The 21,101-nt window shown below is 66.7% G+C and carries 19 protein-coding genes and 1 pseudogene; 14 read left to right on the top strand and 6 right to left on the bottom strand.

Going from position 1 to position 21,101, the window contains the following annotated elements; translation table 11 throughout:
• Positions 1 to 407 precede the first annotated feature (407 nt).
• From ctaD to ACLMAL_RS17585, 9 genes are all read left to right on the top strand, one after another.
• Positions 408 to 2,150 carry a cytochrome c oxidase subunit I gene (gene ctaD, locus ACLMAL_RS17625; RefSeq protein WP_406231887.1) on the top strand — a complete coding sequence of 581 codons (1,743 nt, stop codon included), beginning with the start codon at positions 408 to 410 and terminating at the stop codon, positions 2,148 to 2,150.
• Positions 2,151 to 2,343: 193 nt separating this feature from the next.
• Positions 2,344 to 3,567, top strand: coding sequence for a phosphoserine phosphatase SerB (gene serB, locus ACLMAL_RS17620; RefSeq protein WP_412000046.1), 1,224 nt, complete (start codon positions 2,344 to 2,346; stop codon positions 3,565 to 3,567).
• 156 nt (positions 3,568 to 3,723) lie between these two features.
• A complete protein-coding gene (locus tag ACLMAL_RS17615; protein ID WP_412000045.1) occupies positions 3,724 to 4,173 on the top strand; it encodes a protease inhibitor I42 family protein in 450 nt (149 codons plus the stop codon).
• The gene (locus tag ACLMAL_RS17610) at positions 4,173 to 4,961 is read left to right on the top strand and encodes a peptidyl-tRNA hydrolase (protein WP_412000044.1); all 789 of its coding nucleotides are present in this window, start codon (positions 4,173 to 4,175) and stop codon (positions 4,959 to 4,961) included. The genes ACLMAL_RS17615 and ACLMAL_RS17610 overlap by 1 nt, the downstream gene beginning before the upstream one ends.
• 477 nt (positions 4,962 to 5,438) lie before the next feature.
• A complete protein-coding gene (locus ACLMAL_RS17605) occupies positions 5,439 to 6,275 on the top strand; it encodes an ABC transporter ATP-binding protein (RefSeq protein ID WP_406231879.1) in 837 nt (278 codons plus the stop codon).
• 257 nt (positions 6,276 to 6,532) lie between these two features.
• Positions 6,533 to 7,372, top strand: coding sequence for an NUDIX hydrolase (locus ACLMAL_RS17600; protein WP_412000043.1), 840 nt, complete (start codon positions 6,533 to 6,535; stop codon positions 7,370 to 7,372).
• Positions 7,373 to 7,406: 34 nt separating this feature from the next.
• Positions 7,407 to 8,183, top strand: a complete 777-nt coding sequence (locus ACLMAL_RS17595) for an enoyl-CoA hydratase-related protein (RefSeq protein ID WP_328404451.1) — start codon at positions 7,407 to 7,409, stop codon at positions 8,181 to 8,183.
• A 176-nt stretch (positions 8,184 to 8,359) separates the two neighbouring features.
• Entirely contained in the window at positions 8,360 to 9,337 is a 978-nt protein-coding gene (locus ACLMAL_RS17590) for a class I SAM-dependent methyltransferase (RefSeq protein WP_412000042.1), read from the top strand.
• Positions 9,337 to 10,533 (top strand): THUMP-like domain-containing protein, encoded by a 1,197-nt coding sequence (locus tag ACLMAL_RS17585; RefSeq protein WP_412000041.1) that lies wholly within the window; start codon positions 9,337 to 9,339, stop codon positions 10,531 to 10,533. The genes ACLMAL_RS17590 and ACLMAL_RS17585 overlap by 1 nt, the downstream gene beginning before the upstream one ends.
• Positions 10,534 to 10,572: 39 nt before the next feature.
• On the opposite strand, the gene ACLMAL_RS17580 is transcribed toward ACLMAL_RS17585, so the two are convergent.
• Complete coding sequence (locus ACLMAL_RS17580) at positions 10,573 to 11,919, bottom strand: PQQ-binding-like beta-propeller repeat protein (RefSeq protein ID WP_412000040.1); 1,347 nt, start codon at positions 11,917 to 11,919, stop codon at positions 10,573 to 10,575.
• A gap of 268 nt (positions 11,920 to 12,187) precedes the next feature.
• Between ACLMAL_RS17580 and ACLMAL_RS17575 the strand changes: the two genes are divergently transcribed.
• Positions 12,188 to 12,937 carry an acyltransferase gene (locus ACLMAL_RS17575; protein WP_412000039.1) on the top strand — a complete coding sequence of 250 codons (750 nt, stop codon included), beginning with the start codon at positions 12,188 to 12,190 and terminating at the stop codon, positions 12,935 to 12,937.
• 76 nt (positions 12,938 to 13,013) lie between these two features.
• Positions 13,014 to 13,559 carry a DUF1697 domain-containing protein gene (locus ACLMAL_RS17570; protein WP_412000038.1) on the top strand — a complete coding sequence of 182 codons (546 nt, stop codon included), beginning with the start codon at positions 13,014 to 13,016 and terminating at the stop codon, positions 13,557 to 13,559.
• A gap of 9 nt (positions 13,560 to 13,568) precedes the next feature.
• Here the strand turns inward: ACLMAL_RS17570 and ACLMAL_RS17565 are convergent, their stop codons facing one another.
• The 3 genes from ACLMAL_RS17565 to ACLMAL_RS17555 are packed head-to-tail and all read right to left on the bottom strand — an operon-like array spanning position 13,569 to position 17,241.
• A complete protein-coding gene (locus tag ACLMAL_RS17565; protein ID WP_412000037.1) occupies positions 13,569 to 14,831 on the bottom strand; it encodes a glycosyltransferase family 4 protein in 1,263 nt (420 codons plus the stop codon).
• Positions 14,828 to 16,432 carry a 1,4-alpha-glucan branching protein domain-containing protein gene (locus tag ACLMAL_RS17560; RefSeq protein ID WP_412000036.1) on the bottom strand — a complete coding sequence of 535 codons (1,605 nt, stop codon included), beginning with the start codon at positions 16,430 to 16,432 and terminating at the stop codon, positions 14,828 to 14,830. Before ACLMAL_RS17560 ends, ACLMAL_RS17565 begins: the two co-directional genes overlap by 4 nt.
• Complete coding sequence (locus ACLMAL_RS17555; RefSeq protein ID WP_412000035.1) at positions 16,429 to 17,241, bottom strand: class I SAM-dependent methyltransferase; 813 nt, start codon at positions 17,239 to 17,241, stop codon at positions 16,429 to 16,431. The genes ACLMAL_RS17560 and ACLMAL_RS17555 overlap by 4 nt, the downstream gene beginning before the upstream one ends.
• Positions 17,242 to 17,430: 189 nt before the next feature.
• On the opposite strand from ACLMAL_RS17555, the gene ACLMAL_RS17550 reads away from it, so the two are divergent.
• Positions 17,431 to 18,216, top strand: a complete 786-nt coding sequence (locus ACLMAL_RS17550) for an electron transfer flavoprotein subunit beta/FixA family protein (protein ID WP_328404433.1) — start codon at positions 17,431 to 17,433, stop codon at positions 18,214 to 18,216.
• Positions 18,217 to 18,249: 33 nt separating this feature from the next.
• Complete coding sequence (locus ACLMAL_RS17545; protein ID WP_412000034.1) at positions 18,250 to 19,206, top strand: electron transfer flavoprotein subunit alpha/FixB family protein; 957 nt, start codon at positions 18,250 to 18,252, stop codon at positions 19,204 to 19,206.
• Positions 19,207 to 19,379: 173 nt separating this feature from the next.
• Here ACLMAL_RS17545 and ACLMAL_RS17540 read toward each other — a convergent pair whose 3' ends face one another.
• Complete coding sequence (locus ACLMAL_RS17540; protein ID WP_328404429.1) at positions 19,380 to 19,586, bottom strand: DUF5988 family protein; 207 nt, start codon at positions 19,584 to 19,586, stop codon at positions 19,380 to 19,382.
• A 65-nt stretch (positions 19,587 to 19,651) separates the two neighbouring features.
• On the opposite strand from ACLMAL_RS17540, the pseudogene ACLMAL_RS17535 reads away from it, so the two are divergent.
• A pseudogene (locus tag ACLMAL_RS17535) lies at positions 19,652 to 19,742 on the top strand (hypothetical protein); the annotation flags it as partial.
• Positions 19,743 to 20,025: 283 nt separating this feature from the next.
• Here ACLMAL_RS17535 and ACLMAL_RS17530 read toward each other — a convergent pair.
• On the bottom strand, positions 20,026 to 20,925 hold the full coding sequence (locus ACLMAL_RS17530; RefSeq protein WP_412000033.1) for an MHYT domain-containing protein: 900 nt from the start codon (positions 20,923 to 20,925) through the stop codon (positions 20,026 to 20,028).
• Between the last annotated feature and the right edge of the window lie 176 nt (positions 20,926 to 21,101).

The following is a 21,101-nucleotide window of genomic DNA, read 5'->3' as shown; positions in this document are numbered from 1 at the left end:
CCGTTTCGCCGCCGATGCTGAATCGAGCGCCGGTCGCTTCGGCGACCCCGACCATGCGTCCATAGGCGAGTCCAGGTCGACCCAGGTCGGGTCGCCGGGCTTGGTGGTCGTGTTGTCTGTCATGAGTGATCTCCTGGCCAGCGGGTAGGAACATCTGTCACTGATGCAGGCGTGCGCCGCATCCGGAATTCATCGGTGCGGCAGTGCGGGTAGAGCGAGATTCCGGCGCAGGGCAGCGGGTGGGCGGATCAACGAAATACGACAGAGAGTAGGACCCGTGCGGACGGCTGCGGCAGCACCGTTTACGATTCCATGAGCGCAAGCGAACCGTCGTCTGTCTCGGCACCGAGATCGGCGCATGAAGCGGAGCCTGCGGAGCGACCTAAAGGCACCTTTCAGGAGGATCAGTGACTGCCGTAGAGCCAAAGCCAGTCCCTCAGTTGGAAGCGACTCGGCCGTATCCGGCTCGGACCGGGCCGAAGGGTTCGTTCCTCTACAAGATGGTCACCACCACTGACCCCAAGGTCCTCGGCACCATGTACTTGGTGACGGCGATGAGCTTCTTCCTTGTCGGCGGTCTGATGGCGCTGATGATGCGCGCCGAGCTGGCACGTCCCGGCCTGCAGTTCCTCTCGCCGGAGCAGTTCAACCAGCTGTTCACCATGCACGGCACCATCATGCTGCTGTTCTATGCGACCGCGATCGTGTTCGGCTTCGCCAACATCGTGCTGCCGCTGCAGATCGGTGCACCCGACGTCGCCTTCCCGCGGCTGAACGCGTTCAGCTACTGGCTGTACCTGTTCGGCGGCAGCATGGCGACCGCGGGCTTCATCACCCCGGGTGGTGCCGCGGACTTCGGCTGGACCGCCTACACCCCGCTGACCGACATTCTGCATTCGCCAGGTGTCGGCGCTGACCTGTGGATCCTCGGCCTCGCGGTGTCGGGCCTCGGTACCATCCTCGGTGGCGTCAACATGCTGACCACCGTCGTCTGCCTGCGTGCCCCCGGTATGACCATGTTCCGGATGCCGATCTTCACCTGGAACATCGCCGTCACCAGCGTGCTCGTCCTGCTCGCCTTCCCCCTGCTGACCGCAGCGCTGTTCGGCCTCGCCTACGACCGGCATCTCGGCGGGCACATCTACGACCCCGCCACCGGCGGCATCCTGCTCTACCAGCACCTGTTCTGGTTCTTCGGCCATCCCGAGGTGTACATCATCGCGCTGCCGTTCTTCGGCATCGTGTCGGAAATCTTCCCGGTGTTCTCACGTAAGCCGATCTTCGGCTACACCACGCTGGTCTACGCGACGCTGGGCATCGCCGCGCTGTCGATTGCGGTGTGGGCCCACCACATGTACGCAACCGGCGCCGTGCTGCTGCCGTACTTCTCGTTCATGACCTTCCTGATCGCGGTTCCGACCGGGGTGAAGTTCTTCAACTGGATCGGCACCATGTGGCGCGGTCAGCTGACCTTCGAGTCACCGATGCTGTGGTCGATCGGCTTCCTGGTGACCTTCCTCTTCGGTGGTCTCTCGGGTGTCATTCTGGCCAGCCCGCCGCTGGACTTCCACGTCACCGACTCGTACTTCGTGGTCGCGCACTTCCACTACGTGCTCTTCGGCACCATCGTTTTCGCGACCTTCGCGGGCATCTACTTCTGGTTCCCCAAGATCACCGGTCGCATGATGGACGAGCGTCTCGGCAAGTGGCATTTCTGGACCACCTTCGTCGGGTTCCACACCACGTTCCTGGTGCAGCACTGGCTGGGCGCCGAGGGCATGCCACGTCGCTATGCCGACTACCTGCCCAGCGACGGCTTCACCACACTGAACACGATCTCGACCATCGGTGCGTTCATCCTCGGCGCTTCGATGCTCCCGTTCGTCTGGAACGTCTTCAAGAGCTTCCGCTACGGCGAAGTGGTCACGGTGGACGATCCGTGGGGCTATGGCAATTCGCTGGAGTGGGCGACGACCTGCCCGCCGCCGCGGCACAACTTCTACGAGCTGCCGCGTATCCGGTCGGAGCGTCCCGCGTTCGAATTGCACTACCCACACATGGTCGAGCGGATGCGCGCCGAAGCCCACGTGGGCTGGGGCTCGGGCAAGCATGCCACCGAGGTGCACGAAGGCGCCCTCGCCAAGAACTAGCCGCTGCATTGGCATAGCAGCAACGAAGTAGCATTCTCGAGTGTGCACCTGCTGGTGACCAGCGGGTGCACACTCGTTTGTGGAGCGCATCCCGCTTCGGCGGCGATGCATACGGCAAGCGACAATGCGGTCGGCGCAGCGACAACGAGGTCGAGCACAGCGACGGCAAACACTCGAACTTGGAGCACATCAGTTGGCCGACACCACAGTTCTCGTCACCGTCACCGGGCCGGACCGGCCCGGTGTGACCTCCGTGCTGCTCGCGGCGATGTCGCGGCACCAGGTCAGCCTGCTGGACGTGGAGCAGGTGGTGATCCGTGGCCGCCTGACGCTCGGGGTACTGGTCACCTGCCCGAATGACCCCGAGGCATTGCAGGACGAGCTCGAAGAGGCGATGAACACCGTCGGCATGCATGTCGATGTGGAGGTCGACGCCGAGATCGGCAGACAGCCGATGTCCACGCACGCGGTGGTGATCCTTGGTAGCCCGGTCACCGCGCGCGCGTTCAGCTCGGTGTCGCGCCAGCTCGCGATGCTCGGCGCCAATATCGACACCATCCGTGGCATTGCCGACTACCCGGTGACCGGCATGGAGCTGCTCGTCACCGCGACCGACACCGATGCCGACGCCGACGCACGGCTGCGCACCGCGCTGGCCGAGGTCGCCGTCGCCGAACAGGTCGACGTCGCGGTGGAGCGCGCGGGCCTTGCGCGTCGCGCCAAGCGGCTCATCGTGTTCGACGTCGACTCGACCCTCATCCAGGGCGAGGTCATCGAGATGCTCGCCGCGCACGCGGGGGTCGAGGAAGAAGTCCGCAAGGTCACCGAGGCCGCCATGCGCGGTGAGATCGACTTCGGCGAATCGCTGCGGCAGCGGGTGGCGACGTTGGAGGGGCTGGATGCCTCGGTGATCGATGAGGTCGCCGACCGGATCGAGCTGACGCCGGGCGCGCGCACCACCATCAGGACGCTGCGCAGGATCGGTTTCCGCTGCGGCGTGGTGTCGGGTGGCTTCCGCCAGGTGATCGAACCACTCGCCCACGAGCTGGAATTGGACTTCGTGCAGGCCAACACCTTGGAGATCAAGGACGGCAAGCTGACCGGCCGGGTCGTCGGCGAGATCGTCGATCGGGCGTTCAAGGCGACGGCACTGCGCAAGTTCGCCGCGGAGGCCGGAGTGCCGATGGAGCAGACGGTGGCGGTCGGCGATGGCGCCAACGACATCGACATGCTCAATGCGGCGGGCCTCGGCGTCGCCTTCAACGCCAAGCCCGCGCTGCGTGAGGTTGCCGACGCGGCGCTCTCGCATCCCTACCTGGACGCGGTGCTGTTCATCCTCGGCGTCACCCGCGACGAGGTGGAAGCTGCCGATGCTCGCGACGGCGGTGTGCGCCGGGTGCCCCTCGACGGTAGGTGAGCGCTGTCGTCGGTGCCTCGACCGAGCTCCGACGACTCGCTGGATTATGTCCAGCTCTCGCCCGTGCCTGTACGCGTGCGGGTATCAGTGGCCGTGGGCAAGTAGTTCATATCGGTAGGCTCGCAGAAGTTGATCATTCGTCGATCGGAGGCTGCGGTGCGAAAGTTCCTGCTGGTGCTCGTTCTCGGCTCGGCACTTGTCGCGTGTGGCAGGAACGACTCCGACTCGGAGACGAAGGGCACGTCCTCGACTCGGTCGACCTCGCACACGGCGCATGACGCACTCGCGGTGACCGATTCGAGCAACGGCCAGGAGCGGACGCTGCGGATCGGCCAGCAACTCGTCGTATCGCTGCCCGCGAATCCGTCCACCGGCTACACGTGGGGGCTGGGGGAGCTCGAGCAGCAAGTGCTACGACAGGACGGCGAGCCCGACTACCGCCCCGATCCGAATGTTCCGGTGGCACCGGGGTCCGGCGGCACCGCGGTGTGGACCTTCGTCGGAAACAGCGCGGGGGTGGCGCAGCTGACGCTCGACTACACGCGACCGTGGGAGCAGGGCATCGACCCGGCGCAGAAGTTCTCGTTGACGATCAAGGTGGAGTGATGACGGGTTTGCCGGAATGTGGTGCCGATATCCGGGACGGCAGCGAAACAGACACCGGTGCAGCAGGATTCCATTTCCGGCATGCGGAGCTCGCACAGGGTTATGGTGGCGCGAGCGATCCGGACGATCCGGCCATGGTGCAGGCGATGCAGATGGTGTTGCACATTCCGAAGTCCGATCCGCCGCGCCGCAGCGCGCTACTCGAGGCGGCCGCCGCCGCGAGCGTGGCACTGTGCCTGGACGAGCGGGTCGGTCCCGGTGGCGAATGGGAGCAGCCCTACCTCGGGTGGAAGCGATCGCGGATCCGCAAGGTGGCCCGCCGTGCCCGCGGCGCGCAGTGGCTGGCCGCAGACGAGGTGCCCGGGGTAACTGTCGATGTCGACGGCGCTCAGGCGCGAGCGCTGGTGCCGGGACCGGTGGGTGCGGTGGATCCACGGATCAAGCGCCTGCAGATCGGCGGCACCGATCTCGAACACGACGATCCTGGTCCCGCCGATCCCGGACTACCGACGCTGTGGGTGAATTCGGAGCTCGGCATGACTCTGGGTAAGGCCGCCGCGCAGGTCGGGCATGCCAGCATGCTGCTAGCGGGCGCGTTGCCCGAGGCGCAGGCCTATCGATGGTCGCAATGCGGATTCCGGTGCGCGGTAAGGGAAGCCGACAAGGATCGGTGGGTGGCGCTAATCGACCAGGTGCGACTCGGCACCGCGGTCGCGGTACGCGATGCCGGATTCACCGAGGTCGCGCCGGGTTCTATGACGATTATCGCGGTACCGGGATCGAAATGAACTGTCCCGGGGCCTGGACGGTACAGCCATCCGAAAGTATTGACGTCGTCCGCAGCCGGGACGACAGTGGGATGGCCCGGTGCCCAGGCGAGCGCCGGGACCTGGTTTGCTCGCTGCTTGCTTTGATGCGGGGCGAAACCGATTTCGGGGCACTACCGATCCCGTTTTTCGGCACAATGGGGTTCGCATCACGCATATCTGGGTATTGAGACGGAACAGGACCGCCCGCACGTAACTCGCCGGAGGACCGCATGATGACAACGCTGTTGGTGATTCTCGCCGTCTGGGTAGTCTGCTCGATTCCGCTAGCACTGATCTTCGCGCGGCTGTTCCGCTCGACGAAGTCCACTCCGTTCGATCCGTCGAAGGCTGCCGCCCGGCCGGTGGACGAACTCTCGACCGTGCGTCGTCGCAAGATCGCCAGGTCGGCGAATACGGCATGGGTCGGTCGTACGAGCGCAGCACATTTGGTCCAAGATGGAGCCCGTGCCGCAACCGGATCCCGATCTGCTCATTGATTTCACCGACGTGACCATCCGACGCTCGGGTCACACTCTCGTCGGTCCGGTCACCTGGCAGGTCGAGCTAGACGAACGCTGGGTCGTACTCGGCCCCAACGGCGCCGGCAAGACCTCCCTACTGCGGATGGCCGCCGCCGAAGTACATCCGACCTCGGGGATTGCCCACTTACTCGGTGAAGTGATCGGTAAGACCAACGTCAGCGAACTACGCCCGCGGATCGGCCTGTCCTCCGCCGCGGTGGCCAGCCGCATTCCGCGCGACGAAAAGGTCAGCGACCTCGTGGTGTCCGCGGGCTACGCCGTGCTGGGTCGTTGGCGAGAGCGCTACGACGACCTGGACACCGACCGCGCCATCGACATGCTGGAAAGCCTCGGCGCCGAACACCTTTCCGATCGCACCTACGGCACCCTTTCCGAAGGTGAACGTAAGCGGGTCCTCATCGCCCGCGCGTTGATGACCGACCCGGAGCTGCTGCTACTGGACGAGCCCGCTGCCGGACTCGATCTCGGTGGTCGCGAGGAACTGGTGGAACGCCTCGGCGACTTGGCCGCGGACCCGGACGCACCCGCCATCGTGCTGGTCACCCACCACGTCGAGGAGATTCCGCCCGGCTTCACCCACGGCTTGCTGCTCAACGAGGGTGCAGTGGTCGCGCAGGGCCTGCTACCGGAGGTGTTGACCGCCGACAATCTGAGTGCGGCCTTCAGCCAGTCCATCGCCCTCGACCGAGTCGACGGCCGCTACTTCGCCCGCCGCTCGCGCCGCTTGGGGCGGCACCGCTCGCGGCAGTAGATCGAGCACTTCGCCGCATCTTCGGCCCGCCGATGTTCCCCGCGTGGGCTGTTGGTTGCCCGCGGACTCTGCGGCGTCGAGCCCGAACTGCTCGGCGCGAACGGCATCGACCTGCCTGGGAACGTGTCCTTCGACTCGTCACCGGTGCCGGGTGCGAGCTGCGATCGCCGCACACGGTCGGCGGTGCGGAGCTGCGCTCGATGAGCTGGCCCGGATGGGCAGGCGACCCAGCACCAAGCAGGCGCTAGGGTGCAAGGGTGAGTGAGACAAACGCGCAGGCTGACTCTCAGCCGCAGGTGCCGTCGCCCAAAGACGCGTCGACGGTCATGGTGGTGCGAGACGGTGCCACGGGACCAGAGGTGTTCCTGCAGCGCCGGGTGGGCGCAATGGCGTTTGCCGCCGGGATGACGGTTTTCCCCGGCGGTGGCGTCGACCCCTCGGACGGGACCGCCGACATCGAGTGGGCCGGGCCCGAACCCGCGTGGTGGGCCGCGAAATTCGGTACCACAGAGGCGCGTGCCAAAGCGCTGGTGGCCGGCGCGGTGCGCGAGACGTTCGAAGAATGCGGAGTGCTGCTTGCGGGGCCGACCGCTGACACCGTCGTCTCGGACACGGCAGGCTACCGCGATGCCAGAGGGCGGCTGGAACGCCGTGACGTGTCGCTCGCCGCCTTCCTCGCCGAGGAAAAACTCGTGCTGCGCGCGGATCTGCTGCGGCCGTGGGCGAATTGGATCACCCCGGTGATCGAGCCACGTCGCTACGACACCAGGTTCTTCGTTGCTGTGCTGCCCGAGGGGCAATTGGCCGATGGAGCTACCTCCGAGGCCGAGGAGGTGCAGTGGCGTACGCCTGCCGAAGCGCTGGATCGCTGGCGGTCGGGCACCGACATTCTGCTGCCACCCACCTGGGCGCAGCTCGTCGCACTGAGCGAGTTCGCTTCCACCGCGGACATTCTCGCCGCCGAGGTAGTCATCGACCCGATCATGCCAGTGCTGTCGGCAGTCGAAGGACATCAGGTGCTGAGCTTCCCCGACAATCAGCGCTACTTCGCCGGCCTCCCGGATCAGAGTCGACTCAAGGGATCCGTGCGCAAGTGAGGAAACCGACGGCTACCCGGTAGCGTGGCGTTCCATGGCCGAATTCGTGACCCTGGATCTGCCCGAGGGTGATGCCGCGCGTGGCGTGGCCGTGCTCCGGATCGCCCGCCCGCCGATGAACCAGTTCACCGTGCAGCTGGTGCGGGAAGTGGCCGCGGCAGCCGAAACGGTCGCCGCGGACACCCGTGTTGCGGCGCTGGTCGTCTACGGCGACGAGCGGGTGTTCTCGGCGGGCGACGACCTCGCCGAACTGTCCGGGCTCGACCCCGATCAGGCCGCTGCCATGGCAGCCGATCTGCAGACCGCTCTCGGTTGCCTGGCCAAGATCGGGCAACCCACGGTCGCCGCGATCAGCGGCTACGGCCTCGGCAGTGGGCTGGAACTGGCGCTCGGCGCCGACCGGCGCATCATCGGCGACAACGTCAAGCTCGGGTTGCCGCAGATCCAGGCCGGTTTGATTCCCCTTGCGGGCATCCGCAGGCTGTCGCTGTTGATCGGCCCCGGCCCCGCGAAGGACCTCGTCTACACCGGCCGTTTTGTCGAAGCCGAAGAGGCCCTCGCGCTCGGTCTCGTCGACGAGGTGGTCGCCCCCGATGACGTGTATACCGCCGCGCTGCGCTGGGCCGAGCAATTCATCGGCGGCCCGGCTCGTGCGCTGGCGGCCGCCAAGGCGGTCTTCGAGGCGGGTCCGCACGGCCTCGACCGCGCGCGGACGGAGTGGGCCGATCTGTTCACCACCGAGGACCGGGAAATTGGAACGCGTTCCTACCTGGCTGATGGACCGGGATCCGCGGCGTTTGTCGGCCGCTAGCCCGGCGGATCCCCAGCTCCCTCAGCGCGACAGCCGGTGGTGATTGCACGCAGGTAGCTCGCCGAGCGTCCCCGAAACCGGACCGGGTTCTCGACCGTGGACCCGCACTGCGAATTAGGCGGCACTCACTACTCCGCTGACGACCGGCACCGGCGGGTTAGCTAGGCTTGCCGACCATGACGGTACGTTCCGACGACCCCGCGCCGAACCCGCATGCCACCGAGGCCGAGGTCGAAGCAGCACTCAAGGATACGAAGCTCGCCCAGGTCCTGTACCACGACTGGGAAGCCGAGACCTATGACGACAAATGGTCGATTTCCTATGACGAGCGCTGTATCGAATACGCCCGCGGTCGATTCGACGCGGCCGTGGGACCCGCCCCGCTGCCGTACGACCGGGCGCTGGAACTCGGCTGCGGCACCGGCTTCTTCCTGCTGAACCTGATGCAGGGTGGCATCGCGAAGTCCGGTTCGGTCACCGACCTTTCGCCGGGCATGGTGAAGGTCGCGCTGCGCAATGCGCAGAACCTCGGGCTCGATGTCGACGGCCGCGTTGCCGACGCCGAGACCATCCCGTACGACGACGACACCTTCGACCTGGTCTGCGGGCACGCGGTGCTGCACCACATCCCCGATGTGGAGTTGGCGCTGAAGGAATGCCTGCGGGTGCTCAAGCCGGGCGGGCGTTTCGTCTTCGCGGGCGAGCCGACCACGGCGGGCAACTTCTACGCACGCTGGCTGGGCCGGATCACCTGGAAGGCCACCACCACCGTCACCAAGCTGCCCGCACTGGCGGGCTGGCGGCGGCCGCAGACGGAGCTGGACGAGTCGTCGCGTGCCGCGGCGCTGGAAGCGGTCGTCGATCTGCACACCTTCGACCCGCGCGAGCTGGAGGCCATGGCGTCCTCGGCGGGCGCGGTCGAGGTGAAGGCGACCACCGAGGAATTCGCCGCCGCACTGTGGGGCTGGCCGGTGCGCACCTTCGAGGCCGCGGTGCCCGAGGAGAAGCTCACCATGGGCTACCGCCTGGCGATGTACAAGGCGTGGCTGGGGCTGAGCTGGGTGGATGAGAACGTCATGCGCCGCGTGGTGCCGCGCCAGTTCTTCTACAACGCGATGATCACCGGCGTGAAGCCCGGCGCTTCCGCGAAGTAGTGGGGTACAGCTTCGGCACCGAGGATGTCACCTTCCTCGGCAGTGCGGCGGGTATCGCCGCGCTGGCCGAGGTGGACGGGCTGGAGCTGACCACCACGACGCACCTGCGCGATCTCGAGCGGGTGCGTCGTGCACACGGCGACCGCGCCGCCGCCCTTGTCGAGACCGTGCGGCTGCGCCGAAGAGCCGCAACGAAGCTCTCCGATGCCTGGGCCTGGCTGTTCACCGATGACGCGCTGCAGCAGGCCACCCCGACCTTGGTGGCCAGGCACCGCGCCGCGCGGCTGGCCGATCGGCCCGTGCACGACGTGACCTGCTCCATCGGAGCGGAACTCGCCGAGCTGGCTCATGCCTGTCCGTCCGTGATCGGCAGCGATCTGGACGATGTTCGACTCTCGATGGCCGCGCACAATCTGGCAGGCGCAGGCAATGTGATGCTGGCCAAGGCGGATGCCCTGGTGTCGTGCAGTGTCGGCACGGTCGTCGTCGCCGACCCCGCCCGGCGGGCCGATGGTCGCCGCACCCACGATCCGGCCAAGCTGCAACCACCGCTGCCCGATCTGCTCGCCGCTTACCCAGGGCGCGATCTCGCCGTGAAGTGTGCGCCCGGACTGGATTTCGATCGACTCGACTGGTCGGGTGAGGTCGAAGTGGTGTCCTTGGACGGGGCCGTGCGTGAGGCCTGCCTGTGGTCGCCGGGGCTGGCCGCGACCGGCACCCGCCGGGCGACGGTGCTGAACTCCACTGGCGAATCCTGGACGCTTACCGACGCCGAGCCCGACGAGATTCCCGAACAGGATCCGGGGGAGTGGATCATCGACCCGGACGGCGCCGTCGTACGCGCCGGCCTGGTGCGCCACTACGCGGCGAAACACGGTCTATGGCAACTGGACCCGCGCATCGCCTATCTCACCGGCGACCAGGTGCCCGACGGGGTGCGTGGCTTCCGGATCATCGATCGGCTCGAATACCGGGAGAAGAGCCTGCGCACCGAACTGCGCAAGCGCGAATGCGGGCCGCTGGAGATTCTGGTGCGCGGTGTCGATGTCGATCCCGATCAGCTGCGCCGCCGGCTGAAACCGTCCGGCTCCCAGCCTTATACGTTGGTCATTACGCGAATCGGCCGTACCGCAGCCGTTTTCCTCTGCATCCCGCAAGCCCCGGCTAGTGAAGTGCCCCGTCATCGAACTCGATGACGGGGCACTTCGCTGGACGGGTGCGACAATCAGCGCTGCCTACCGGTCGGGTTTGAAAACGAAGAGCTCGCCGATTCGAGTGGCCAGGACGATTTCGCCATCGGCACCGATGGAGGTGCCGGTGGTGCTGCCCGTGGCGTCGGGCAGAACATCGGAATCGACGGTGGCGCCGGTTTTGGTGTCGAAGGTGATCAGGTTCAGGCCGTCGCCGATGGAGGCAGCCGTGTAGCCGGTGCCGCCAGCGGTCTGCACGGGCGTGCCACGGAGGGCGAGATCCTTACGCTCCCATACGATCTCGGTGGAGTCACCCTTGTCGCGCATGGCGAGCAGATATCCGTCGTCACCGGACGGGATGATGAGGCCGTCACCGGAGACCGAGATGCCGCCGCGAGGCACCCATCCCAGGGTGTGTGACCACTTGGTGCGGCCATCGGCGGTGTCGACAGCGATGAGGTGTTTGCTGTTGTCGCCCACATAGACGGTGCGGCCGTCGGCAGACACGGTTGGACTGGTTGCGCTGCCATCGATCAGCAGGTCGGCGCTCCACTCCTGCTGAATCTTGTTGTTCGCGTAGCGTAGCCCGACCAATGCGGCGGGCTTGCCGGGCTTCCAGAGCGTCAGGAAGAAGCGGCCGGTGTCCGGGTCTACGGCGGAGATGTTCGCGACCGGGCATTGCGGTCCCCCGGTACGGCAGTCGTCGAGGCCCTGCCCCGCGGCGGGGCGGACCAGGTCCGGATACTCGAGAAAGTCGGGCTCACCCAATAGCTGCACGGTGGGGACCACGCGCGCACCCGTCTGCCGTGACAGTACGTCGACCTGGCCGGACTGGCTGATCGACAGCAGGTTGCCGTCGCCGGTGAACTGCACCGAAACCGGAACTCCGGCAACGGGTGTGCGCCAGCGCGGCTGCCCGAGGTAGTTGAACGAATTCACCCCGGCGGGTGCATTCACGCCGTCGTCGCCGACATAGACATTGGTAGCACCGTCGACTACCGACGGCGCGGAGATCGCGTTCGGGCCCAGCGCGTTGCAGAAACGTTTACGACCACTGCGCATCTGGAAGGAGAAGATGGCGCAGCCGGACGAGGCGCGGGTGGTCAGGAACATCTGTCCTTCGGCACCGATCGTGACGGCTTCCTCCACCGGGCCGCCGATAGGACGTGACCAGCTCAGCGACACCTTGCGTGAGCCGGTAACCGGACTGGTGCCGCCGTTGCGACCGTCGTAGTGCGCGGAGGGCCAGCCTTTGCCCGGCCCGACGGTGATGTCGTCGATGTCGGTACCGCAGCCTGCCAGTGCCAGCGCACCGACGATGGCCAGCGATGCCACCGTGTGCAGCCGGGACGGTCGCCACCTGGATGTATCCAGTACGCTGCCGCTTCGCACCTGCTGCACTCCTGTCGTCGTTGGCCGCTCGCACGAGACTGAGCGTGTCGAACCGCAGCGCGATCACGTCCCGGGGCGGGTGTCCGCGTGCAGATTCGAGGGCGCTGTCGCCGGCGCACGAGACACTGTAACGGAGGGACATCCGATGGGTGTGCGCGTCCCATCAGTGTCGACGCGGGTGGTCGCGGGCCATATCGCGCAGGCGGATAGGCTCTATCTGTTACGGCCGGGTCGGACGCGACCCGAAGAACCACGAAGGAGACCGTTCGTGACGAGCATGTGGGGCGCACCGTTGCGCTCGCGGTGGCGCGGATCGCGCCGTCGGGATCCGCTGCAGGCGCGTTTTCTGACCGTAGCTTCGCTGCGCTGGGTGCTCGCCAACCGGGCGTACACGCCTTGGTATCTGGTGCGCTACTACCGGCTGTTTAAGTTCAAGGCGGCCAATCCGCACATCGTGCTGCGCGGCATGGTCTTCCTGGGTCGCGGGGTGGAGATCCACGCGACACCCGAGCTCGGCCGGATGGAGATCGGTCGCTGGGTGCATATCGGCGACGGCAATGCCATCCGCTGCCACGAGGGATCGCTGCGCATCGGCGACAAGGTGGTCTTCGGCAAGGACAACGTCGTCAATACCTACCTCGACATCGAGATCGGTGAGTCGACGCTGGTCGCGGACTGGTGCTACATCTGCGACTTCGACCACCGCATGGACGACATCAACATGCCGATCAAGGATCAGGGCATCGTGAAGAGCCCGGTGCGCATCGGTCCGGACACCTGGATCGCCGCGAAGGTGACGGTGCTGCGTGAGACGCGCGTCGGCCGCGGTTGTGTGCTCGGTGCGCACGCGGTGGTCAAGGGTGAGATCCCCGACTACAGCATTGCCGTCGGGGCCCCGGCCAAGGTGGTGAAGAACCGCAAGGAGACGTGGGAGGCGGGCGCTGCGGAGCGCGCGAAATATGTTGCCGCGTTGGAAGATATCGCGCGCAAGAAGAACGGCGTCACGCAGTCGGCGTAGCCGTGTCGCTGTCCGCGTTCGATCCGTCGGCCGGGCGAGCCGGTGTTTGTCGGTCGTGATGGGTACGGTCGGCGCTATGAACAGGTACGCGGCGCTGTTGCGCGGGATCATGCCGACCAATCCGAACATGAAGAACGAGAAGCTGCGCGCGGTGTTCGAGGGTCTCGGGTTCGAGAAGGTCGCGACGTTGCTGTCGAGCGGCAATGTGGTGTTCCGCAGCACCGACACCGACATACCGGATTTGGAAGCGCGCGTTCAGGACGCGTTGAACAGCGAGCTCGGTATTCCGGGCGGCACGATCATTCGCAGCTACGAAGAACTGCGGGATCTGCTCGAAACCGATCCGTTCCCCGGCCTGACGCACGGCCGCGAAACCTATCTGACCGCGACCTTCCTCAAGCAGCCACCGCCGAATATCACCGATGAGCTGCTGAAGCAGAGCGAGCCCGGCGTCCGCATCGTCGGCTACGACGTGAAGGCCCGCGTCGTCCTCTCGGTCATCGACAACACCGAGCCACGCACCCCGAACTTCATGGCCTGGATGGAGAAGACCTACAGCAAGGAGATCACCACGCGCACGTGGCTCACCATCCAGAAGGTCGTGAAGAAGCTGGAAGCCTAGTCTCGGCGATCAGACGGGCTGGTTCGGATCGCGTTCGGGGAGTGGGCGTTCCACGATCGTCGGACGGCCCATCGGGTTGCGGACGCGACGTTTTGCGGACTGGTAGACCTGGATCGTCTCGGCGGCGACGACGTCCCAAGCGAAGTCGGCGGTGAGACGTTCGCGGGCGGCGTAGGCGCGATCCTGGGCCGCAGCGGGGGCGTCGAGCACGGCACGGACCGCGTCGACGAGGCCGTCCACGTCGGCGGGTTCGAAGGACGCGCCGGTGACACCGTCGACGACGAGTTCGCCGAGACCGCCAGCGGTGGAGGTGACCAGCGGGATACCCGCCGCGGCCGCCTCCAGAGCGACGATGCCGAAGGGTTCGTAACGGCTCGGCAGCACGATCGCGTCGGCGCCGTGCAGCCAGCCCAGCAGCTCCTCGTGGCCGAGCTGTCCGGCGAAGGTCACCGCGCGCGCCACCCGATGCACTCGGGCCCGCTCGCGCAACCACTCGAACTGGGTGCCGACACCGGCGACGGTCAGCGTGGTGCCGGGGTGCGCGCGCCGGATCCTCGGCAGCGCCGCGATCGCGTCTTGCACGCCTTTTTCGTACTCCAGTCGCCCCACATACAACAGCCGCGGCGGGCCGGTGCGCGGTGCGCGCGGACGGAAGGTCCATGCGCCGACGTCGATGCCGTTGCGGATCACCCGCAGCGGAATCCGCTCGGGCCCGTAGAGCCGTTCCACCTCGTCCTGCATCGAGGCCGAACACGTGATGAGCGCGTCGGACTCGTTGGCGAGCCACCACTCGACCGAGTGGACCTGCTTGTTGACCCGGCCCGATACCCAGCCGCTGTGCCTGCCCGCCTCGGTCGCGTGCAGCGTCGAGACCAGCGGTACGTCGTAATACTCGGCGAGGGCGATCGCGGGATGGGCGACCAGCCAATCGTGCGCGTGCACAACGTCGGGAACCCAGCCGTCACCAATGCCCGGCTTGCCGAGCGCGACACCGGCGCGCACCATCGCGTGCCCCATCGCCAGTGTCCAGGCGAGCATGTCGTCGCCGAAGTCGAAACACGGCGGATCCTCCGCTACCGCGACCACCAGCACACCATCGGCGATGAAGGAGTGAGTGGGATGGGTCGAGGAGTCGGTGCCGGTGGGGCGGCGCGACAGCACGACGACCTCGTGGCCCGCGGTGGCAAGCTCGATCGCCAGGTGATGCACGTGCCTGCCCAACCCGCCGACCACAACCGGCGGGTACTCCCACGACACCATCAAAATCTTCATGCATGTCCTTCTGATGCGGAGCCTTGGTCCGTGGCGGGGCCTGGTCCCGGCGCAATTTCCGGCGCGGCAGCGTGATGACCGGACCCTGAGTAGGCAAGTCGCCGTGCGTCCAAACCGGGGAAGAATCCGTCAGCCGCACCCCATCCTGCCGCCAACTGCTGTGCTTTGGCGACTTGACCCGCCCCGACGGCGGCCGCGATCTCGCGCACGGCATGCGCGTGCCGATGCGCGCGATCCCTCGCGTAACCCGCCGCCGAGTCCTTGCTGACCATGAAGGCCCAGTCGCTGGACACGGTGAGAACGGCCTCGCGCAGCAGCTGGTCGGCGACCTGGTCGCGCAGTTCGACGCCGCCGTCCGCGGAGCGCATCTTGTCGACCGTGTCGAGGGTGAGCCGCACGACGTCGTCGTTGAGTTCCACCAGGTCACGGACCTGGTCGCCGGCCCAGACCCGCCAGTCCTTGCCGGAGCCCCACGACGAATCCGCCAGCGGCACCGGCTCGCCGACGAACCCGCGTTCGCGGGCATCGGCGAGGGTGCCGACCTGCACGCCTGCCTCGGGCAATGCGCGCAGCACCTGGTCGAGCCACTGCGGACCCTCATGCCACCAATGGCCGAACAGTTCGGTATCGAAGGCAGCCACGACCAGGGCGGGACGACCGATCCGCTCGGATTCGGCGATCAGTCGCTCACGCACGGTCTGCACGAAATCGTCGACATCGCGGGTGATCGCGGCGGCGGCGAGCTCCGGGTCATACGGTGCCTTGTCCGGGCCCGCCACCGTCTTGCCGGTGACACGGGAGGGCTTGAGACCCGTCGCGTGGTCATAGTGATGAAAGTCACGGTAGGCGCTGTGCCCGGGATAGCCGGATTTGGGCGACCACACTCGGTAGCTCACCTGGAGATCGCGCCCGAAGGCCACCACATCGGACTCGCGAACGGGTCGTCCGAGCGAGGTGTCGCCGCGCAGCGCGGGACCGTCGACCATGAAATGTGTCACACCGGCGTCGGCGTATCCAGTCTCCATGCCGGGGGTGTAGCCGCATTCCGGCGCCCAGATGCCGGCCGGGGTGTGGCCCCAGCGCTGCTGTGCGTCGGCAAGGCCCTCGGTGAGCTGGAAGGCGCGCAGCCGTGGGTCCAGCAGCGGCTGGAACGGATGCGCGAGCGGACCGCCGAGCAGCTCGATCGCGTCGGCATCGATGAGGGCCCGCCAGACCGGGGCCGCGCCGTGCCGCCAGCGCTGTTCGAAGTCGGCCAGTGCGGCGGTGGCGAGCCGGTGTTCGTGCCTGCCGAGCGCGGTGTTTCCGGCCATCGCGGCCTCGTCGGCACGCAGCTGCCAGTTGCCCAGCCAGTGGTGCATGCCGGACAGGCAGTGCGGATCGTCGAGCTGGGCGGCGAGCACCGGCGTGATCCCGAGGCTCAGCAGATGCGAACGTCCCTCGGCAGCAAGGTTTCTCAGTACCGCGGCGACCGGAAGGTAGGACGCCGCCCAGGACTGATAGAGCCATTCCTCGCCGACCGGCCAGCGGCCGTGATGGGCGAGCCAGGGCAGGTGTGAATGCAAGACCAGAGTGAACTGGCCGGGTACGGCCGAGCTGCTCAAGGCTTCACCGCGATGGCGACCAGGTCGAGGCTTGCGTCGATGTCATCGGTGATCAAGGCGAAATCGTCGATGCCGACAGCCGCGACGTCGGCGGTCAGCTCGGCGGGCCACGGCTCTCCGGCGAGCGCGCGTTCGATCTGGGCGTCGATGAACGAGCCGCCGTGCTTGGCGTCCAACGCTTGCAGGCTCGGCCCGTGGTGCACGCCGGTCATCAGCGTGACCTCGAATCCGGCCTCGACCAGCAGTTCGGTCAGCTCAGCGGCATTCAGTTCTCTGGTGTGGAACGGGTTGAGGGGGGTGTCGCGACCCGGCGAGAAGGTGATCCGGTTGGGGGTGCTGATGAGCAGCTCGCCGCCCGGCCGCAGCACCCGAAGGCATTCGCGAATGAACTGGCTCTGGTCCCAGAGATGTTCGATGACTTGGAAATTCACCACCACGTCGACCGCGGCGTCGTCGAGCGGGAGCGCGGCGAGATTGCCTTGGAGCATCTCGACGCGCGGGTAGCGGGCGCGCACATGCGCGACGGCGCTGCTGTCGTAATCGAGGCCGATGACCTTGGTGGCCACGTCGGCGATCATGTTCGCGCCGTAGCCCTCCCCGGATCCGGCCTCGAGCACCGTCTTTCCCGTGCATCGGGCCAGCAGGCGCGCGTAGACGATCTCGTGCCTGCGGAACCAGTAGTTCTCCTCGGCTATGCCGGGTACGGTGCGCTCGCCGGTCAGCGGCAGCGGCTCGAGGTCGCCAGTGGTCGACTCGGGAATAATGCCCGGTGGGGTGCCCACTGCGGCAGGGATCACAGCCTCGCTCATCCGTCCGACGTTACTGGTACAACCGGCGCACGATATCGCCCGGACCGGTGTTGTGAGAGAGAAGCAGGTAAGTTACCCATGAGTAACTTAACGTAGGGTAGTGTCACGCCCTGAGCTACTCAATGGACGTACGGCCCGCTCGTGCGACCACCACAACGTGCCCCCAGAACAGGAGGTCGACGAAGACCAATGCCGAACATCGTCGTACTCATCAAGCAGGTTCCCGACACTTGGTCCGAGCGCAAGCTGACCGATGGTGACTTCACGCTCGACCGCGAGGCTGCCGACGCTGTCCTCGATGAGATCAACGAGCGCGCCGTCGAAGAAGCGCTGCTGATCAAGGAGGCCCAGGGCGGCGAGGTCACCGTGCTGGCCGCCGGTCCGGACCGTGCCACCGAGGCCATCCGCAAGGCGCTGTCCATGGGCGCCGACAAGGCCATCCACGTCAACGACCCGGCGATCCACGGCTCCGACGCCGTGCAGACCGCCTACGTGCTCGCCGCCGCGCTCGGCCAGGTCGAGGGTGTCGAGCTGGTCATCGCGGGCAACGAGGCCACCGACGGTCGCGCGGGCGCCGTGCCCGCGATCATCGCGGAGTACATCGGCATCCCGCAGCTGACGCACCTGCGCAAGTTGGTCGTCGACGGCGACAAGATCACCGGCGAGCGCGAGACCGACGAGGGTGTCTTCAAGCTGGAGGCCACCCTCCCGGCCATCGTCAGCGTCACCGAGAAGATCAACGAGCCGCGCTTCCCCTCCTTCAAGGGCATTATGGCCGCGAAGAAGAAGGAAGTGCAGACCCTCACGCTGGCCGACCTCGGTGTCGACCCGGCAACTGTCGGCGTCGCGAACGCAGGCAGCACCGTCACCGCGGCCACCCCGAAGCCGCCGCGCACGGCGGGCGAGAAGATCGCGGACGAGGGCGACGGCGGCACCAAGATCGCCCAGTACCTCGTCGGTCAGAAGATCATCTGATCCCGCTCGAGACTGCTTAGGAGAGAACACAAAATGGCAGAAGTACTTGTGCTCGTCGAGCACGCCGACGGTGCGATCAAGAAGGTCAGCACCGAACTGCTCACCGCCGCCCGCACCCTCGGCGAACCGGCCGCCGTCGTGCTCGGCTCGGCCGGGACCGGCGAGAAGCTGGCCGACGCGCTGGCCGCGGCAGGCGCCGAGAAGATCTACATCGCCGAATCCGACGATGTCGAGAACTTCCTGGTGACCCCGAAGGTCGACGTGCTTGCCGCGCTGTCGGAGTCGGCCTCCCCGGCCGCCGTCATCGTCGCCGCCACCGCCGAAGGCAAGGAAGTGTCGGGTCGCCTCGCCGCCCGCATCGGCTCCGGCCTGCTGGTGGACGTCATCGATGTCAAGGCCGACGGCTCGGCCGTGCACTCCATCTTCGGTGGCGCGTTCACCGTCGACGCCAAGGCGACCGGCGACGTGCCGGTGATCTCGGTGCGCCCCGGCGCCATCGAGGCCTCGGCGCAGGCCGGTGCCGGCGAAAAGGTGACCGTCGAGGTCCCGGCTCAGGAAGAGGGCGTCGTGCGCGTCATCTCCCGCGAGCCGATCGTCGGTGGCGACCGTCCGGAGCTCACCGAGGCGAGCATCGTCGTCTCCGGTGGTCGTGGTGTCGGTTCCGCCGACAACTTCGCGGTCGTCGAGGCGCTCGCCGACTCGTTGGGCGCCGCTGTGGGCGCCTCGCGTGCCGCGGTCGACTCGGGCTACTACCCGGGTCAGTTCCAGGTCGGCCAGACCGGTAAGACGGTCTCCCCGCAGCTGTACATCGCCCTCGGCATCTCCGGCGCGATCCAGCACCGCGCGGGCATGCAGACCTCGAAGACCATCGTCGCTGTCAACAAGGACGAAGAGGCCCCGATCTTCGAGATTGCGGACTACGGCATCGTCGGCGACCTGTTCAACGTCGCCCCGCAGCTGACCGAAGCGGTCAAGGCGCACAAGGGTTGATAGCTCCGCGCTGAGCGTTTCGCAGGTGGCCCCGGCTGGAAACAGCCGGGGCCACCTGCATTTTTCGTGAAGCGCATTCATGTGCCGATGCGGCTACCGGCGCACCCGGTACTGCCGCGGCGCCCGCATCGGGTGTCGCCGCGATGCCTAGTTCGGCGTCCGCTAGGTGGTCCTCATTCGGCGATCGAGGTGCGGTAGGCCCACTGGTAGACGCGTAACGGCCCGTCGGCGGTGTCCTGGAGCCGAGGAGTCGCCTCGAAATGTTCGTAGCCGCCTCTGAACGGCACCTTGATTTCGGTCCCCGGCGGGGTGATGGGAACAACCCGGTCCGACAGATCCGCCGGTCCGCCCTCCAAGACAGCTTTCGCAGAGTTGCTCATTCTCCGATGCTAGGCGCGCTGCCGCCCAGGTCCAGGGATTTCGGCGCGACACAAACCGAATGGCCGTCGTCGCCGTCGACAAGGACGAACAGGCCCCGATCTTCGAGATCGCGGAGTACGGGCATCGTCGGGGACCTGTTCAACATCGCCCCGTAGCTGACCGAGGCAGTGCAGGCGCACAAGCGCTGACACATCCTTCACCCGAAGATGGTGGCTCTGACCGGAAACGGTCGGGGCCCACTCTCCGTTGGTAGGTGATTGCCGGCACCAGATGTCGTGGGTTGCAGGCAGAGAAGTCGACGAAATCGGCAGCCTTCGACTGGGTCGGTGCGACGACTCTGTATGGCGGCCTTCCGATCACCGCTCGTCCGGAACGGTTCAGCCTCGCCTTCGTCCGCATGGTCGCTGCGGCGGCCGGACCGGCCGTGGCGACCAGGAGTCAGCGCTGATCCGGCATTTCTCGCCGCGGCCACTCGCGGCCACTTCGGGGCAGATCGGCGGGAGCGGTTGCCAGCGTCGTGGATTTGCGCCGGGTGGACACGAACTGGGCGGATCCGGGCTGGGCAGAAGCGGGCCGGGCAGGTACGGGGAGTGGATCAGGCTTGCTGAGTTCGTCGAGTTCGGCCAGCCCAACCACAGCGACCAACATTATGGTGATCACAGTGACGGTGATGATCAGCGGTGTGATCAGCTGCATGGGATCGGCACCGTCGGGGGGCATGGCATGCTGCCCGACGTGCTGGGCGTGCTGGGCGTGCATCGACGCCATTCCGGTGTAATGCATGCCGCACACCGCGAGGCCCATAATCAGCGCCGCGCCGATGGTTGCGCGGAGGCCACTGACGTGCAGCATGAACCATAGCGCCGCGGTCGCCGCGACCACGGCGATCACGAGCGACATCGCAACAGTTCCGAGGTTGTATCCGACGGTCACATCGGTGTTCATCGCATGCATGCCCAGGTAGTGCATGGCGGCCACGCCGAGCCCGGTGATGGCGCCGCCGATCGGCAGCGCAAGGACTTCCCGTCGCCAGCGCACGACGACCGACAGCCCGATCCACACCACCACCATCGCCACGGCCGCGCTGAGCAGCGTCATCGGCACGTCGTAACGGATGGTTCCACCGCGGATGGAGAAGCCGAGCATCGCGGTGAAATGCATGACCCAGATACCAGCGCCACCCAGGGCAATCGCCGCGGCGATGAGCCAGCCTGCGGGCCAGTACGACGATCGGGCGTGCACCGCGCATCGAAGACCGAGCATCGATCCGGCGACGGACATGATGTAAGCCAGAACGGGGGTCACCCACCCGTTACTGAAGTGATCGAGTTCCAGCACGCATCCGCTCCGTGGCCATAACCGGCTTCTTGCCAGCAAATCGACTGCGACGATAGCGCAACTCGTCAAAAGTTGCATTATGCAAATTTCACATTGCGTGATTGCGCTGCGCGCGCCCTGGCCGGAGCTGCAACTCGGTTCGAGGCAACGAAGGCGGTTGTCTTGGGAGTTTATTT

This window comes from Nocardia sp. CWNU-33 (assembly GCF_046764895.1).
Classification (GTDB): domain Bacteria; phylum Actinomycetota; class Actinomycetes; order Mycobacteriales; family Mycobacteriaceae; genus Nocardia.
Note: the sequence above shows the minus strand (reverse complement) of the source record. Positions and strands in the feature narration are given on the sequence as shown.